General features: G+C 42.4%; 9 protein-coding genes and 1 pseudogene. All 10 read left to right on the top strand.

Annotated elements, in window-relative coordinates; translation table 11 throughout:
• Nucleotides 1-18: 18 nt before the first annotated feature.
• The 10 genes and pseudogenes from ACZ5N5_RS00490 (at nucleotide 19) to ACZ5N5_RS00445 (ending at nucleotide 16,801) form a co-directional block, all read left to right on the top strand.
• Entirely contained in the window at nucleotides 19-687 is a 669-nt protein-coding gene (locus tag ACZ5N5_RS00490; RefSeq protein ID WP_464373808.1) for a polyketide synthase dehydratase domain-containing protein, read from the top strand.
• A gap of 153 nt (nucleotides 688-840) precedes the next feature.
• Entirely contained in the window at nucleotides 841-8,832 is a 7,992-nt protein-coding gene (locus tag ACZ5N5_RS00485; protein ID WP_464373056.1) for an SDR family NAD(P)-dependent oxidoreductase, read from the top strand.
• Entirely contained in the window at nucleotides 8,829-10,046 is a 1,218-nt protein-coding gene (locus tag ACZ5N5_RS00480; RefSeq protein ID WP_464367768.1) for a beta-ketoacyl synthase N-terminal-like domain-containing protein, read from the top strand. The genes ACZ5N5_RS00485 and ACZ5N5_RS00480 overlap by 4 nt, the downstream gene beginning before the upstream one ends.
• An 18-nt stretch (nucleotides 10,047-10,064) precedes the next feature.
• Nucleotides 10,065-11,324 carry a hydroxymethylglutaryl-CoA synthase family protein gene (locus tag ACZ5N5_RS00475; protein WP_464373055.1) on the top strand — a complete coding sequence of 420 codons (1,260 nt, stop codon included), beginning with the start codon at nucleotides 10,065-10,067 and terminating at the stop codon, nucleotides 11,322-11,324.
• Nucleotides 11,324-12,085 carry an enoyl-CoA hydratase/isomerase gene (locus ACZ5N5_RS00470; RefSeq protein WP_054789200.1) on the top strand — a complete coding sequence of 254 codons (762 nt, stop codon included), beginning with the start codon at nucleotides 11,324-11,326 and terminating at the stop codon, nucleotides 12,083-12,085. The genes ACZ5N5_RS00475 and ACZ5N5_RS00470 overlap by 1 nt, the downstream gene beginning before the upstream one ends.
• Nucleotides 12,086-12,109: 24 nt before the next feature.
• Nucleotides 12,110-12,856 (top strand): polyketide synthase, encoded by a 747-nt coding sequence (locus ACZ5N5_RS00465; protein ID WP_109985199.1) that lies wholly within the window; start codon nucleotides 12,110-12,112, stop codon nucleotides 12,854-12,856.
• Between the two features lie 221 nt (nucleotides 12,857-13,077).
• Nucleotides 13,078-13,752 (top strand): annotated as a pseudogene (locus ACZ5N5_RS00460) (polyketide synthase); the annotation flags it as partial.
• Nucleotides 13,741-14,679 (top strand): thioesterase domain-containing protein, encoded by a 939-nt coding sequence (locus ACZ5N5_RS00455; protein ID WP_464373807.1) that lies wholly within the window; start codon nucleotides 13,741-13,743, stop codon nucleotides 14,677-14,679. The pseudogene ACZ5N5_RS00460 and the gene ACZ5N5_RS00455, both read left to right, overlap by 12 nt.
• Nucleotides 14,680-14,714: 35 nt before the next feature.
• A complete protein-coding gene (locus tag ACZ5N5_RS00450; RefSeq protein WP_109985200.1) occupies nucleotides 14,715-15,569 on the top strand; it encodes a sugar phosphate isomerase/epimerase family protein in 855 nt (284 codons plus the stop codon).
• A gap of 29 nt (nucleotides 15,570-15,598) precedes the next feature.
• Nucleotides 15,599-16,801: a macrolide family glycosyltransferase gene (locus ACZ5N5_RS00445; protein WP_109985201.1), complete on the top strand. Its 1,203-nt coding sequence runs from the start codon at nucleotides 15,599-15,601 to the stop codon at nucleotides 16,799-16,801.
• The last annotated feature ends 73 nt before the right edge of the window (nucleotides 16,802-16,874 follow it).

The following is a 16,874-nucleotide window of genomic DNA, read 5'->3' as shown; positions in this document are numbered from 1 at the left end:
GTTTATCTGCGATTATTTATGAACGAAAAAGATGTCATTGAATTTGTGATAGCAAGCGACACTAGACCGGATGAAACTATCTGTCAAGGGGAAGCATACTTACGCTCCCCGTTAGCTCCACCAACAGTGGATATTCAAACTCTAATCGACAATAGTAAGGAAACCGAACATAATCTAGAGAATCTATTAAGCTCAGTGGGGGTATCATTTGGCTCGGGATATCAAGTAATCGAAAAGATATATCAGGGATCTAACCAGTTGGTATTAAAATGTCATCTGTCTCAAGCTACTGAACAAATACAAGAACAAATGATAACACATCCTATCTTGTTAAATGTTTCTTTGCAAATTGCTAGAGTTCTATTAGTAGAGGATGATTTTCAGGATCAGTCATTTTTCTTACAAAGTGAGACCATTGAATATTTTAATACTGAAAACCCTAAATGGGCAGTCATCACACCAAATGATCAATTGGGGAGATGGGATGTAAGGCTTTGTGCGTCAGATGGTAGTGTCTGTGTTTATATGACTAACATTCATTGGGTAAATAAGCGTGGAGATCAGGTAAAGGGACAGGAGGTATTGTCGGATGATGAGATGGTGATGGTGTCTTCGTCCTATGAATCACAAATGGATAATTTACAACGTCTATTACCAGATATACCGTTGCCTAAGATAAAAGGCTAAGGAGCCGCAGTAAATGATGAGCAAGAGGTAGGTACAGGGTAACTAATTGACCAAACTATTCATTTATGGATGATGTCAAGGATGAGTATAGGAAGAGAGTTCGATGATAGTCAATGATGAAAGTGATCTTTTCATGAGTCAGGAGGTTTGGATATGGTAGAGTTGGAACGGATGTATTGTGAGCTCCTCTTACGACAATTACAGTCAATAGGGTTGTTTACAAACAAGCAATTTAATCTATTAGAATTAGTGGAACAATATGGGCTGCATGAAAGGTATAAAAATTGGCTAGAAGTAAGCATCCGCTTTTTAGAAGAGAAGAACTATCTAACGTGGAATGGTGAAACAGGTGTTGTGAAAGATCCTGATCCAAGACAAGCGGATATAGTTTGGAAGGAATGGGATGAACAAAAACAGCCATGGATAACGGAAGACAACACTCGTGCTCAGGTGGTTTTAGTCGAGACAATGATGCGCTCCCTGCCAGATATTCTCACAGGTAAGAAACTGGCTACGGATATTATGTTTCCCAAATCTTCCTTTGAGTTGGTAGAGGGAATCTATAAAAATAATGTGGTAGTTGATTATTTTAATGATGTATTATCCACCATGTTAATAAACTATTGTAATTTATTACGCCAGCAGCATCCAACTGTCAAGATCAACATATTAGAGATTGGAGCTGGAACTGGTGGTACCAGTGTAGGTATTTTTAAAAAGCTGGCCCCAATTCAGGACTCGATTGGAGAGTATTGTTATACGGATATTTCAAAGGCTTTTTTGCAAATGGCAAAGAGTACCTTTCATAAAAACTATCCATATACAACCTATCACACGCTTAATATAGAGAAATCTACTGAGCAACAAGGATTTCGACAAGGATATTATGATGTAGTCATTGCAGCAAATGTACTCCATGCCACTCGAGATATAAAGAGAACTCTAATCAATACAAAAACTCTATTACGTAAAAATGGATTATTATTAATCAATGAAATAAGTCAATTATCTCTTTTTACCCATTTAACCTTTGGTCTAACTGATGGTTGGTGGTTGTATGATGATGACTTACGCATTCCTGGCTGTCCTGGTTTATATCCTGAGACATGGAAAAAAGTATTGGAAGAGGAAGGGTTTCGTTCTGTTTTATTTCCGGCTGAGGCATCGCACGATTTGGGTCAACAAATCATTGCAACAGAAAGTGATGGTGTGATCCGTTTGGTAAAAACGCCTAGCGAGACTTTACAGAAGAAGAAACCGCAGGATAAAGAACTAGTTAAGTTTTCAAGTGAACCATCTACATCTACTACTGAAGTGGAAGTGTATATTGCGGATATGGTCTTAGAGCAGGTAGCTGATGCTCTTAAGATGAACCCGGGTAAGATAGACAAAGAGCTGTCTTTTGCAGAATATGGTGTTGATTCCATTATTGGGGTTCGACTCATACAAGCAATAAATGAAGCCTTGGAGATAGAATTAGAGACAACGGATTTGTTTGATTATACGTCTGTTAAATTATTAACAGATTATATTACCTCAAACTTCAAGGAAGAGATCGCTACTAGAGTTGAGGTAGCCGAACCACAGGGAAAGGAGGAGAAACCAGAGCAAGTGATCCATCCGAGCCCTTCTAAAGTTAGGACAAACGGTTACACTAAACGATCGACAATTCCGACTACCGAGTTAGATTCATCATCTAAGGACAAAGAAAAAGCACCCATTGCTATTATTGGAATGAGTGGCCGTTTTCCTCAGTCTCCAACGGTAGATGACTTGTGGGAACATCTTATGAAAGGCGAAAATCTGGTGAAAAAGGTCACTCGTTGGGATTTATCTCAATATTATGAGGAGAATGCTAAATTTTGTGACTATGGTGCCTATTTGGAAGATATCGACCAATTTGACCCCCTCTTTTTTAATATATCGGGAATGGAAGCAACATATATGGATCCGCAACAACGATTATTCTTAGAAGAGTCCTGGAAGGCAATGGAAAACGCCGGTTATGTTGGTGAAAGTGTGAAAGGTCGCAAATGTGGCATATATGTTGGCTGTGGTGGTGGGGATTATACCTCCTTATTTATGGACTCACCTCCACCCCAAGCGTTGTGGGGAGCATTGAATTCAGCGATACCTGCCCGAATTGCCTATCTATTAAACTTGAAGGGACCAGCGGTTGCGATTGATACAGCCTGTTCTAGTTCTTTGGTGGCCATTCATATGTCCTGCCAAAGCTTATGGTCAGGGGAAACGGAAATGGCGTTAGCTGGTGGTGTTTATATTAATAATACTCCTCAGTATCATCTATTAGCGGATAAAGCAGGGATGCTTTCGCAACAGGGGGGCTGCTTTACTTTTGATGACCGGGCCGATGGAATGGTACCAGGTGAGGCAGTGGGAGCGGTCGTACTCAAGCGCCTAGATGATGCACTCCGGGATGGAGATCACATTTATGGTGTTATTCGAGGGTCGGGTATGAATCAGGATGGAACGACTAATGGAATTACGGCACCTAGTCTGCGATCACAGCAGCAATTAGAAGAGTCCGTTTACGAAACGTTCGATATTAACCCAGAAGAAATTCAAATGGTAGAGGCACATGGTACAGGAACTAAATTAGGCGATCCTATTGAATTTCAAGGCTTAAGCAGATCTTTCCGTTCCTTTACAGATCAAAAGGGCTACTGTAGCCTAGGTTCTATTAAAACCAATATTGGTCATACACAGTTAGCCGCGGGTATATCTGGTCTTATTAAAATTCTATTGTCTCTATCCCATAAGCAAATACCTCCATCACTGAATTTTGAAAAGGAGAACGCTAATATTCGATTAGAGGACAGTCCTTTTTTGGTCAATACTGAGCTAAAAGAGTGGAAAGTCAAACCAGGTATTAAACGACGGGCTGCCCTTAGTTCCTTTGGAGCTACTGGGACGAATGCTCATATGGTGATTGAAGAGGCACCAGAAAGGACTTTGGAGCATCAGGAGAAACCAGCTTACCTTTTTGTCTTATCTGCCCGTAACGAGGAAGGGCTACAAAAACAGGTGGAGCAATTTATTACTTATTGTGAGCGTGAGGAATCTGGAGATTGTGGTAATATTAGCTTTACCCTTTTATTTGGTCGTCAACACTTTAAATACCGTCTTGCCTGTGTGGCTTCCGATTTAGTAACTGCCCGACAAGCATTATTAGCCTGGCTTCATGAAGATCACGCAGAGGATGTCTATGTAAGTGAAAATCAAGAGCAACGAGAGAAACCAGCCTTTAAACAGCTCGGTAATCAATGTATTCACCAATGTCAAACGTCGGATACAGGCTATAAGGACAATCTATCCACCGTGGCCGATTTATATGTTCAGGGATATGAATTAGATTATCCTGCTCTGTTTACGGAAGGTCAATATGGTCGGGTGCCCCTGCCTACGTATCCGTTTTCGCTCGATCGGTATTGGGTACCGCAACCAGAGACGGCTAAGGCTCCTACGAAGGAAGCCTCTTTTGTGTCCGATTCCTCCCAGACTCCAGTAGCGGAAGCGATAGGAAAATCGGCGGAGGAAACCCGGTTAATGACATTTGCGGAAAACTGGCAACAACAAGAGCTACCGGATGAGCGATGGGCCCCACCGAAGGTGTGGGTCTGCTTTCTATCTGATCCTAGCTATCAATCATTATGGCGTACAGGCCTTCAAACCCATTATCCTGGGACAGAGGTCATTTTTATTGCGCAAGGATCGACAGCTTCTCGGGAAAATGCCCATTCTTACCAGCTCCCTCGAGAGGATGGAGCGGCTTACCGCCAAACCCTTCAGCGCATAGCGGCTGACTGGGGGACGGGCTTTGCTTTACTCTATCTGTGGCCATTGGAGGAACCGCACTTCCTAAGCGATTATAGGCCCCTTTTCCACCTATTCCAGGCAACGCAGGAAGCGAAGCCAGCCCGTTTCGTCTGGGCAGGGGAGTGGACGAGTCCCCTGGAACGCAGCTATCTCGAATCTTGGATGGGCTGGGAGCGATCCCTGGGTTTCCTGTTCCCTCAGATGGAGGTCGCAGGAATCCTACAAAAAGCCACCTCCGAAGCGCTGGACATAACGAAGTGGCTGGATAGGCTCGCGGACGAGCTCGGAACCCCTGATCTAGAGAGTGTGCTCTATGACGGAGGAAAACGGCATGTTTGCCGAATAAAGTCGACGGATATCACGGAAGGGGAAGGGCAGATTCAAGAAGGTGGTACGTATCTTATCACCGGCGGTGGAGGGGGTTTAGGCCGTTCATTGGCGGCTAACCTCACTCGCTCGCGATCTGTCAATTTGGTGTTAACAGGACGGTCCCCGTTATCCGATTCCTTAGCGGCGGAGATCAAGCAATGGGAAGAAACAGGCAGCCAAGTGGTGTACTGCCAGGCGGATGTTTGTGATCGAGCGGCAATGGAAGCGGTCCTTGCAGAGGCTAAGACTCGATTCGGAGGAATCGACGGGGTCATTCATACGGCGGGGGTAGCGAGTACAGCACCTCTTTTGGCAAAGTCTGCGGCTGATTTTGCACATGTGTTAGCTCCGAAGGTGCAAGGGGTCCAGGTCTTGGATGAGGTTTTCGCCTCGGAATCCCTTGATTTTGTCTGTTATTTTTCCTCCTCCTCGGCAATTTTGGGAGATATGGGGGCAGGAGATTATGCGATCGCTAACCGTTTCCTCCTGGCCTATGCTGATCAAAGGCAAGCAATATACCCTGGGAAGACGCTCGTGATCCATTGGCCTCTATGGAAAGAAGGGGGAATGGGGCTAGGAGACGAGGAACAGACCCATCTCTATCTCGCTTCTAGTGGCCAACGAGCCTTGGAAACAGAGGAAGGATTCGCTCTTTTTGAGCACTTACTCGGTCAGTCCTCCACTCAGCATTTGGTTCTGGCTGGTCAACCGGAGCGAGTCTACCGATTTCTAGGGATAGACCAGCCGGAGACAGTGGAGCCATTACCGAAGCAACCTGATGTCTTGGATGTGCCAGCCGGGCAAGGAAGGCGCGAAGAAATGAAGGGGTTAAGTGTCCCCCAATGTGTAGAGTGGGATTTAAAGGAAATCGCGTCCCAGCTATTACAAATCCCGCGGCACCAATTGCAGGTAGAGAGTAACCTGGCGGACTTTGGCTTTGATTCGATTACCTTAGCCACCTTTGCCGAACAATTGACCGATCATTATCAGGTGGAGATTACCCCGGCTCTCTTTTTTGGCTACCCTACATTAGGGAAGTTGACGGACTATTATATGACGGAACACAAAGAAGCCATGGCCGACTTTTACAGGGAAGGGACGACAAGGGAAAAGCCATCCTTGCATTTATCAACCGAGGACCAGCCAGCGCCGAAGGAATCGTCTCAGCCAGTCAGATCAGAAAAGCTAGAGGAACGAAAATCTCCATCCGCTCCTCAGGTGCCAGCGGCACCAACCCAGCCAGATACGGAACCTATTGCCGTGATAGGGATGAGTGGCCGATTTCCTGGGGCACGAAATATTGCGCAACTGTGGGAGCATCTGGTCCAAGGAGAAGAGCAGGTTCAACCAACGACCCGTTGGTCGGAAGAGGGGGAACCATGGCGCCTCGGCATGGTGCCAGGCGTACGGGAATTTGATCCCACGTTTTTTGGGATTTCTCCACGGGAAGCGCAGAACATGGACCCGCGCCAGCGTTTATTACTCCAGGAAGCTTGGAAAGCATTAGAGGATGCAGGCTATGGGGAAAAGCAATTAGCGCGTCAACAGATTGGCATGTTTGTTGGGGTAGAAAATGGCGATTACCAGTATCTCAGTGGCTTCGATGGTCCGATTACCTCTAATCATGATGCGATATTGGCCGCACGGCTTTCCTATGTGCTCAATTTTAGTGGCCCGAATATGGCGATCAATACCGCTTGTTCCTCTGGATTAGTCGGATTGCATCAGGCGTGTCAAAGCCTACGTATGGGGGATTGTGACACAGCCATTGCCGCTGGGGTGAATCTAGTGCTCCTGCCACAGACGCTAGAAGCGATTGATCAAGCTGGCATGTTATCCCCAGATGGGCGATGTTATGCCTTTGATGAACGTGCAAATGGGATGGTACCAGGAGAAGCGGTGGCAGCGGTGGTGCTTAAGCGCCTTTCACAAGCGCAAGCGGACCAAGATCCGATCTATGCGGTAATCCGGGGGAGTGGTATGAACTATGATGGCAAAACCAACGGTATTACCGCCCCGAACGGGGTGGTCCAATCCCAGCTTTACCGTTCGGTGTATGATCGGTATGGTATTGATCCGGAAACCTTATCCTATATTGTCACCCATGGCACGGGGACAAGGTTGGGAGACCCAGTGGAAGTCAATGGCCTACGGGATGCCTTCCAAAGCTATACGAAAAAAGAAGAGTTTTGTGCGATTACGTCCACCAAAACCAACTTTGGACATACCTTTGCGGCCTCCGGACTGGTGAGTCTCATTAGTATGGTGCAGGCTTTAAGACATGAAACTATTCCAGCTAGCTTGCACTGTGAACAGGAAAATAAATATATTCAATGGGAAAATAGCCCTTTTTATGTCAATAAGACCAATCAAGAATGGAAAGACAGCCCGGGAAAACCTCGTCGAGGAGCAGTAAGCGCCTTTGGAATGAGTGGAACCAATGTGCATTTGGTAGTAGAGAGCTATTCAAAAGAGGAACGGGACGAGAAGGGAACATCGCTCCCATATTATTTGTTGGCACTGTCGGCAAAGACCGAAGAGGCGTTGGCTGAAAAGGTAACCGATTTAATCGCCTATTTGGAAGGCCCGGAGGGGCAGAAGGCGGATCTTTTACAAGTCAGTTATACCCTTTTACATGGTCGCCAGCATTTTCGTCATCGATGGGCAATGATCGTTCATCAAAAGGAAGACGCACTATATGCTTTAAAGCGAGCCATCAATAAAGAAAATACACCTAATCTATTTCATGGTGTGGTACCTTCGATGTTTACGAGTCAAACAGCGTTAATGAAATATATTACTAGTTTATTAGAACAGAACAAAGATGCACGGAAAGACCCTCAACAATATCAAGAGAACTTAATGGCGTTAGCTACGATGTATTGTCAGGGATATGAAATAGATTCGGAGGCTTTATTTTTTGGTACGAATGCTAAAAGTTTGCATATGCCAACTTATCCCTTTGCGAGAAATAATTACTGGGTAGAAAGTAAGGAACCAGATATGCGTTACTCTATTCGGGAAACGATCGATTCGCCTTCGCCAAATGAGGATCCGACGACAAAATCCTTAAGAAATGAACCGAAGAAGGATCATGGAGAGGCTTCCAAACAATATGCCTTACAACACTTGTCAACACCTGAGATAGATACATGGTCATCTGTCCCTATAGCGAAACCAGAATCGATCCAATTAACTGGAGTAAAAGATAAATCAAGGGGGAATGAGCATTCGGAAACTAGTGACATCGAGGAGATTGAAAAATCGATAGCCATGCTGTTAAAGGAAGTTTTAGATTTGGATCAAGAGAATGTCGATCGTGATATGCCATTTATTGAAATAGGGATGGATTCCATCGTTGGCGTAGAATGGATCCAAGCAGTAAATAACCAATACCAAACATCGTTTACTGCTAATAGCATTTACGAATTTCCTAATATTCGTAAATTTGCCACAGCCTTGGCGCAATCCTCATCAGGATTTGCGGAGGATGCGATAGATGGAGAGAACGAGTCAAAAATAGATTCTACTCTACCAATAGAACCGATAGATAAGCCCAACGATTCACCGACTTTAAATAACACGGAAGAGGTAATATCATACTTGGTTGAAAGCTTGGCAGAATCTCTTTCTATGGATAAGAAGGAGATTAAATTGGATAGTGAGCTTGTTGAATTAGGGTTAGATTCCATTATTGGTGTGGAATGGATTCAGGCAATTAATGAACGATATGGACTTACTCTTACGGCTAATAGTATCTATGAATACCCTTATCTTCGTGAGTTTGCAGATTTTATACTGAGTCAATTATCGATGGAAAATGAATTAGATAATTCATCACCACTCCATTTGCAACAGCTTGTTAAAAGTGTACAGGCTGGTGAAATCGATATAGAGCAAGCTGATCAGTTATTGCAAAGGGGAGATATTAAAAAATGAAAAATGATTTAGTGATTACTGGCATTGGTATCTTATCTGCTATCGGTCAAGGGAAATTGGACTTTTCTTCCGCTTTACTAGAGGGAAAGCATGTCTTCAATCAAATGAAACGTCCTGGTAGGAAAAAAGAGATAGATTTTATCGGAGCTGAAATAGATCAATTGAATTTTCCAGATGAGAATACCAAAAGGCAGTGGAGGAGGGCATCTTTAACAAGTCAGGTGGCCTTACTGACATTGATGGAAGCATGGCAGGAGGCGAAGTTAGCTCACATACCTGCTGAAAGGATTGGGCTTATTATAGGTGGGTCCAATGTACAACAAAGGGAAATGCTGCACATTTATGATCATTATCATGATAAACCGCATTTTATTTCACCCACCTATGGGATGTCCTTCATGGATAGTGATATCTGTGGTTGGTGTACAGAACAATTTGATATTAAAGGTCTAGCCTATACTATTGGTGGCTCTTCCGCTAGTGGACAGATGGCTGTAATCCAGGCATGTGAAGCAGTATTATCCGGAAAGGTGGATGCTTGTATTGCGCTAGGTGCATTAATGGATATCTCGTATATCGAGTGCCATGCCTTTCGGTCACTAGGGGCAATGGGAACGGATCTCTATGTCCACCAGCCTGAAAAGGCTGCCCGCCCCTTTGATCAAAACCGAGATGGATTTATTTATGGGGAAAACTGTGGAGCGGTAGTGATTGAACGAAGAGAGACAGCATTAAAACGAAGCATTCCATCTTATGCTCAAATTCTGAGCTGGGCTAGGGGAATGGATGGTAACCGAAATCCTAATCCTTCACGGGAAGGAGAAATGCTTGTTATTCAACAAGCATTGGAGCAGGCGGATCTCCTCCCTGATTCGATTGATTATATTAATCCACATGGTTCCGGATCTCTAATAGGAGATGAAACGGAGCTTCAAGCGTTAATCGACTGTGGACTGCCACATGCCTATATCAATACTACCAAATCGATTACTGGACATGGCTTAAGTGCAGCTGGGATAGTGGAATTAATTGCCACACTGTTACAAATGGAAGCAAGACAATTGCATCCAAGTCGCAATTTGCAAAACCCGATAAATGAATTCTTTAATTGGGTGCGCCAAGGAAAAAACGAGGTGTCCATTAACCATTCACTTAATCTAAGTTTTGGTTTTGGAGGAGTGAATACCGCTGTTTGTCTCAAAAATGAAAGATGATACTGGAGGGGATAGAACATGAATATAGTTGGAATTGAAGCAATGAACGCTTTTGGAGGAACAACTTATTTGGATGTGATGGAATTAGCAAAACATAGGGGATTAGATTTGACACGCTTTGAGAATTTACTAATGAAGGAGAAGGCTGTGGCTCTGCCATTCGAAGATCCCATCACATGTGGGGTAAATGCAGCTAAACCTATTGTCGATGGGCTATCCCCAGAGGAGAAGGATCGGATTGAGCTATTGATCACCTGTTCAGAATCTGGCATTGATTTTGGTAAATCAATGAGCACTTATATTCATCATTACTTAGGTCTAAATCGTAATTGTCGTATGTTTGAGTTGAAGCAGGCATGTTATTCAGGCACGGCTGGTTTGCAAATGGCCGTTCAATTTATTCTCGCCCAAACCTCTCCTGGGGCAAAAGCCCTTGTGATTGCCAGTGATATCTCACGATTTTTAGTAGCTGAAGGTGGTGAGGAATTGTCTCAAGATTGGTCCTATGCGGAACCAAGTGGTGGAGCGGGAGCTGTTGCGATGTTGATTAGTGAGACACCTTATTTGTTTCAGGTAGATGTAGGTGCCAATGGCTATTATGGATATGAGGTAATGGATACATGCCGGCCCATACCAGACAGTGAAGCAGGGAATGCAGATTTGTCTTTGTTGTCTTATCTGGATTGTTGTGAACAGACTTTTTTAGAATATCAACGGAGAGTTGCTGAGGTAGATTATCAACAAACCTTTCAATATCTCTGCTATCATACCCCTTTTGGTGGAATGGTCAAAGGTGCCCATCGAACAATGATGCGAAAAATGGTTAAAGCGAAATCCCAAGAAATTGAAATGGATTTTGAAGAACGTGTCTTACCAGGTTTGAAATATGGGCAAAGGGTGGGGAATATTATGGGGGGAAGTGTTCTCTTGTCCCTATTAAGCACCATTGACCAGGGCCGATTTGATTCACCAAAACGGATTGGTTGTTTTTCCTATGGATCTGGCTGTTGTTCAGAATTTTATAGTGGTATTGTATCACCCCAAGGTCAAGAAAAACTTAGACAGTTTAGGGTCGAAGAACAATTGAATAATCGTTACCATTTAACGATGGAAGAGTATGAAGAGCTGTTAGTGAGAAGCAATGAGGTTAAATTTGGGACACGAAATGTAAAGCTGGATCTTGACCTTATTCCGGGGGCGAAATCGCTGAGTGAGGATAAAGGTCTTTTGGTATTAGAAGAAATTCATGAATTCCATAGAAAATATCGGTGGTTATAATGGACTATCAAACGGTGAATGTCCAGATAGAACAAGCTATTTGTTATTTGCAGCTTTATCGTCCAAAAGCAAATAATACCATTAATGACCAGATGATTGAGGAATGTCATCATGTACTTGATTGTTATGAGAAATCGATCAACGTTGTGGTAATAGAAGGATTACCAGATGTCTTTTGTTTTGGTGCAGACTTTCAGGAACTGCATGACACGATGGCAAGTGGGCAAATACGTGAGCGAAACCCAGAACGGTTATATGATTTGTGGTTAAGGTTAGCCACTGGACCCTTTATTACCATTTCCCATGTCAGAGGGCGGGTTAACGCAGGAGGAATAGGATTTGTGGCTGCAAGTGATATTGTATTGGCAGAAAGTAATGCTCAATTTAGTTTATCAGAGTTGTTATTTGGGGTTTTCCCTGCAGCAGTACTTCCCTTTCTAATTCGTCGAATAGGTGTTGCAAAAGCCAACTATTTGACGATCATGACAAAGACCTTTACGGTTCAGCAGGCAGATGCATGGGGATTAGTTGATGCCTTTGAGGATAATAGCAAGTCACTTTTACGTAAACATCTGCTTCGCCTCAAACCGTTAACCAAAACAGCCATTACACGGTATAAACAGTATGTACATAAGCTTTATAGCCCGTTGCAAGAACAAAAATCACTGGCTGTGGAAGCGAATCAAGAAATGTTTTCAGACGAACAAAATTTGGCAGGGATTTACCGTTATATTGAAACAGGAAAATTTCCTTGGGAGTGATATAGGGATGAGAGGAGGGAATAGATGAAGTCTGTTGTGCACATTGAAGAGATTGAACCGGAAATTGTATTGCTGAGGATGCAGGATGATGTATACAAAAATACATTTTCAAAGGCATTAATTGACGAATTGATTGATGCCTTTGATGCAATACAAGCCAATCAAACCTATAAAGTGGTGATTTTAACTGGTTATGATACCTATTTTGCATCAGGAGGGACACGAGAAAGTTTATTGGCCATTCATGAAGGTAAAGAAAAGTTTACAGATAAAAATGTTTATAGCTTGGCATTGAATTGCGATATTCCGGTTATTGCTGCAATGCAAGGTCATGGAATCGGGGGTGGTCTCATAATGGGCTTATTTGCCGATTTTGTTATTTTAAGCAGGGAAAGTGTCTATACAACTAACTTTATGAAGTATGGTTTTACCCCGGGTATGGGGGCCACTTGTATCTTGCCAAGAAAACTAGGTATCAGCTTGTCTGAGGAGCTATTAATCACTTCCGCTAACTATAGGGGAGCTGATCTTGAAAAGAGGGGAGTGCCATTTCCTGTACTGCCACGAGTAGAGGTATTAAATCATGCGGTTGAATTAGCACGTGAGATTGCTGAAAAACCAAGGTATTCCCTTGTTCTTTTAAAAAATCACCTAGTTGCTCCGATACGTCAGGAATTACCTTCCATTATCGAACAAGAAGTGACCATGCATGAAAAAACCTTTCACCAACAGGAAGTAAGGGAACGGATTCATAATCTATTTGGGAAATGAGGGGAGGAATGGCATTTATGGATACAAAGGAAATATTTCGTGCGCTTCAATCAGATAAAATTACTGTTCAACAAGCTTATAATGAGCTTGCGACTTTTCTAGATCAATCACCTCAAGAGGAAGGGGGTGATCAAGGAAAACGGAAGGAAAAAGAAGCCTTAACTTTACAAGATTCAGTCGTCGATTGTCGAGAGATTGAACCAGGGATTGTCCAGGTTTCCATGCAAGATCGTAAACATAAAAATACTTTTTCTACAGAATTGATTTCTGGTCTTATGCAAGCTTTTGAATCGTTAAAAAACAATACAAATTGCAAAGTGGTTATCCTTACAGGTTATGATACGTATTTTGCCTGTGGTGGCACACAAGAAGGTTTGTTGGCACTGTATGAGGGCAAAGCGAAAATGACGGATCTTCATCTCTATAGTTTGTCGATGGAGTGTGATATTCCCGTTATTGCAGCAATGCAAGGGCATGGCTTGGGAGGAGGGTTATGCCTAGGTATGTTTTGTGATTTTGTTATTATGAGCCGGGAAAGTAAATATGCCTGTAATCATATGAGTTATGGTTTTACACCTGGTGATGGAGCAACGTTGATTTTGCCTCGTGTTTTGGGTCATCCTTTGGCACAGGAGTTTTTATTTACCGGAAAAAATTTCAAGGGTGCTGAACTGGCCGAGCGAGGGGCGTTGGTTCCTGTTCTTCCGAGAAAGGATGTCTTGCCTTATGCAATTAAGTTAGCGAGAGAATTGGCCGAGAAGCCGAGGGAATCCTTGACACTGTTAAAGCAACATATGGTGACAAACCTAAAGGAAGACTTAACGAAGGTAGTAGAAAAAGAATGGGTGATGCAAGAGAAAACCCTTGTCAATCGACCAGAAGTGATGGAAAAAATAATGCCAGCGTTTCATGTAGCCTCTGCCACATCCAAATTTCCAGAACTTCTTCATTTGAATCAGCATTTTAGTGGAAGACCGGTATTTTGGATACACGGGGAAGGTGGAGGAGTAGAAGGATTTCAAATGCTTGCAGAAAAAAGCAAACGACCATTTTATGGGATACAGGCGAAAGGACATTTGACAGAACATACTCCTATAAAAGGAGTGGAAGCAATAGCCGCCTATTATGTCAAAATAATCCAAAGCAAGCAGGCGAAAGGTCCCTATGATTTAGGTGGGTATTCTTTAGGAGGAGTATTGGCCTATGAAGTCATCCGTCAACTGCAGGAGGCAGGAGAGACCGTTAGCACTCTGGTATTGATAGATTCTCCTGATCTCTCTAGTTGGGAAAAAATACAGCTCAGTCCTCAAAGCAAAGCCTTGCAAGCAGTTAATATGGCATTGTTAAATCGTAACAAGAAGGAAGCAGATCACATTTTGAAAAACCTGATTCATAACAAAGAAATTCCTGAGTATAACGATGAGAAGTCATTTTTGATAGAACTAATCCGACTTGGAAGAGAACGAGGGCTTTCTTTAACGTTATCGGAGGAGGCATTATTGGATTTGTTTCTGCGGCATTTACGAATGCAGGAGGCATTTGAAATAGAGCAGTACACTTTATCGACCCTGCCGAATGCTTCCGAGGTTACTTGCTATTATGTCCGAAATCAAAGCGGTTTATTTTATGGTGAGCTTATGTCCTATATGACAACGGATAGAGATGACTTTAGTATTGATCATACAAGTTATTGGGAGGAGTGGGTGAGGGTTTTCCCTCGTTTTCACCTGTTAGATGTAGAATCTACTAGCCATATGACACTACTGTTCGATCCGGCTTCACAAGCGGATATTGTGTCGTTATGCAAGAAATTGTATGAATAATAATAGTTTAAATAAAGGGAAGGAATGAAGGTAAAATGAAATTTAGTTTAATGACATATTCACTAGTTTCTAAGATGCGTTCTGGAGAAATGAAGTTGGAGGATGTTATTGCATTTGCCGAAAATGAAGGATTTGATGCGATTGAGTTATTGATGTTTGATTTTAGTCGGCCAACCGGAGAAATTAAAACAATGTTGGAAAATCATCAGATGAAGATTTCATGTATCAATGCCTTTGTTGATTTAGCAGTACAGCAGGAGGATACCCATTCAGACAATATAGCACTCTGTCAGCAAATTATTGATAAGGCAGTGGAGCTTTCCGCACCAATGGTAATGCTGGTGCCGGCTATTCCACAGTTTATTGCCAGTGAAGAAGATAAACAAAAGGGGCTACCACGCATTATTTCTGCATTACAAAAGATTACACCTTATGCCGAATCGAAAGGTGTTGTGCTAACAATTGAAAATTATCCTGCACTCCAGACCCCTTTTTGCAGTGTAGCTGAAGTGACAAATATTTTGGATCAAGTCCCTGGACTCAAATTAACCTTTGACTATGGCAATATGTTAGTGGCAGGAGAGGATCCTCTTAAAGCCTATGAAATGCTAAAAAAATACACGGTGAATGTCCATTTAAAAGATTGGCAGTTCGTAACAGAGGAAACGGAGACCCAGTCTGTAGATGGGAGATATTTAAAATCAGTGGCTCATGGCCAAGGGGTAATGGATTATTCGTCGCTATTTACCAAAATGGTATCAGATGGTTATGAGGGATATTGTTCCTTTGAATATGAAGGAGAGCTAGATGCAATAGATGCCACAAGACAAGGAATGGAGCATTTAAGAAAGCAATTAGACCAAGTGATGGCTCGGGGATTACGTCATTAATATTTTAATATAACAGGGGAGTGGTATAAATGGCAAAGGTATTATTTTTAAATGGACCTTCACATGGCCATGTGAATCCAACGTTAGGCTTGGTGACGGAATTAGTCGATCAAGGAGACGAAGTGATTTACTTTTGTACAGATGATTATCAGAAGAAGATTGCTAAAACGGGAGCAATTTTTAGAAGTCTTGGAGAGCATGCCAAACTACCCAAAGAAAATTCTCATCTGAAGAAGAATGAGCAATTTTTTGATATAGCTTTAAGGATGGTGTTATCAACAGAAAAGGTGGTTCATCATATTTTGGATGAAATTGCTGATGAATCCATTGATTACCTCATTTATGATTCCATGTATCCTATTGGTCATATCATTGGTCAAATTTTAAAAGTTCCAACTGTCGCTTCTCATGCAGTTTTCGCTAGGCCTGAAGAATTATTGCCAGCAAATAAAAATATGGCTGGAATGGAGAAAATGTATGATCATCCAGCTTTTAAAGAATACAAAACCATGGTAAAGAGGATGAATGAGGCTTATCGTATAGAAGTTCCAAATTTAATGGGGATGTCCCCACATTATGCCGACCTGAATATTGCCTACACTTCTGATTACTTTGTTACTAATCCCGTCGATTATGATGAAAGTTTTCGATTTATTGGTGGACCTGTTAGTACATTAAAGGAAAAGATGGATTTTCCCTTTGATCAACTGAAAGATAAAAAAGTGATCTATATTTCCTTAGGAACAGCCTTTAATAAAGTGAATTTAGATGTTTACAACATATTTTTTGAAGCCTTTCGTCATGAAAAAGACACCGTTGTAGTCATCACTGCCTATAATACGGATCTTTCTCCATTTGATATTCCAGATAATGTGATTATGAGAAATTATGTTCCCCAAGATGAGATACTTAAATATACACAGGTTGCTGTTACGCATGGCGGTTTAAATACCACAAGTGATTTAGTCTATCAAGAAATTCCTTTTGTAGTGCTGCCTATTGGTGGGGATCAACCTTATATGGCTGATCGGTTTGCTAGGCTGGGGGCATCCATAACGCTAGATAAAGAAACATTAACCTCAGATATATTAAGAGAAGCACTCGACTCCGTGCAAAAGAGCCAATATCGTGACAATTTGAGAAGAATCAAACATTCTTTTGAGAAAGCGGGCGGCTATAAAAAAGCCGTTGAGATTTTAAATATTTTTAAGGAGGAAAGAAATATCTCATAATAGGTCTATGACAGCAATAACCCCCTGTTAGAATCACAAACAGGGGGTTCGTTTATGTAATGAGATGAATAAA

The organism is Gracilibacillus sp. JCM 18966 (assembly GCF_055392695.1).
The sequence above is the reverse complement of the archived record's forward strand: the minus strand, read 5'-3'. Positions and strand labels throughout refer to the sequence as shown.

Bases quoted from the DNA above. Each gene is read 5' to 3' on its own strand.
- ACZ5N5_RS00475 (WP_464373055.1), top strand. From the start codon at position 10,065: ATGAATATAGTTGGAATTGAAGCAATGAACGCTTTTGGAGGAACAACT.
- ACZ5N5_RS00490 (WP_464373808.1), top strand. From the start codon at position 19: ATGAACGAAAAAGATGTCATTGAATTTGTGATAGCAAGCGACACTAGA.
- ACZ5N5_RS00445 (WP_109985201.1), top strand. From the start codon at position 15,599: ATGGCAAAGGTATTATTTTTAAATGGACCTTCACATGGCCATGTGAAT.
- ACZ5N5_RS00450 (WP_109985200.1), top strand. From the start codon at position 14,715: ATGAAATTTAGTTTAATGACATATTCACTAGTTTCTAAGATGCGTTCT.
- ACZ5N5_RS00485 (WP_464373056.1), top strand. From the start codon at position 841: ATGGTAGAGTTGGAACGGATGTATTGTGAGCTCCTCTTACGACAATTA.
- ACZ5N5_RS00455 (WP_464373807.1), top strand. From the start codon at position 13,741: ATGGAAAAAATAATGCCAGCGTTTCATGTAGCCTCTGCCACATCCAAA.
- ACZ5N5_RS00480 (WP_464367768.1), top strand. From the start codon at position 8,829: ATGAAAAATGATTTAGTGATTACTGGCATTGGTATCTTATCTGCTATC.
- ACZ5N5_RS00470 (WP_054789200.1), top strand. From the start codon at position 11,324: ATGGACTATCAAACGGTGAATGTCCAGATAGAACAAGCTATTTGTTAT.
- ACZ5N5_RS00465 (WP_109985199.1), top strand. From the start codon at position 12,110: ATGAAGTCTGTTGTGCACATTGAAGAGATTGAACCGGAAATTGTATTG.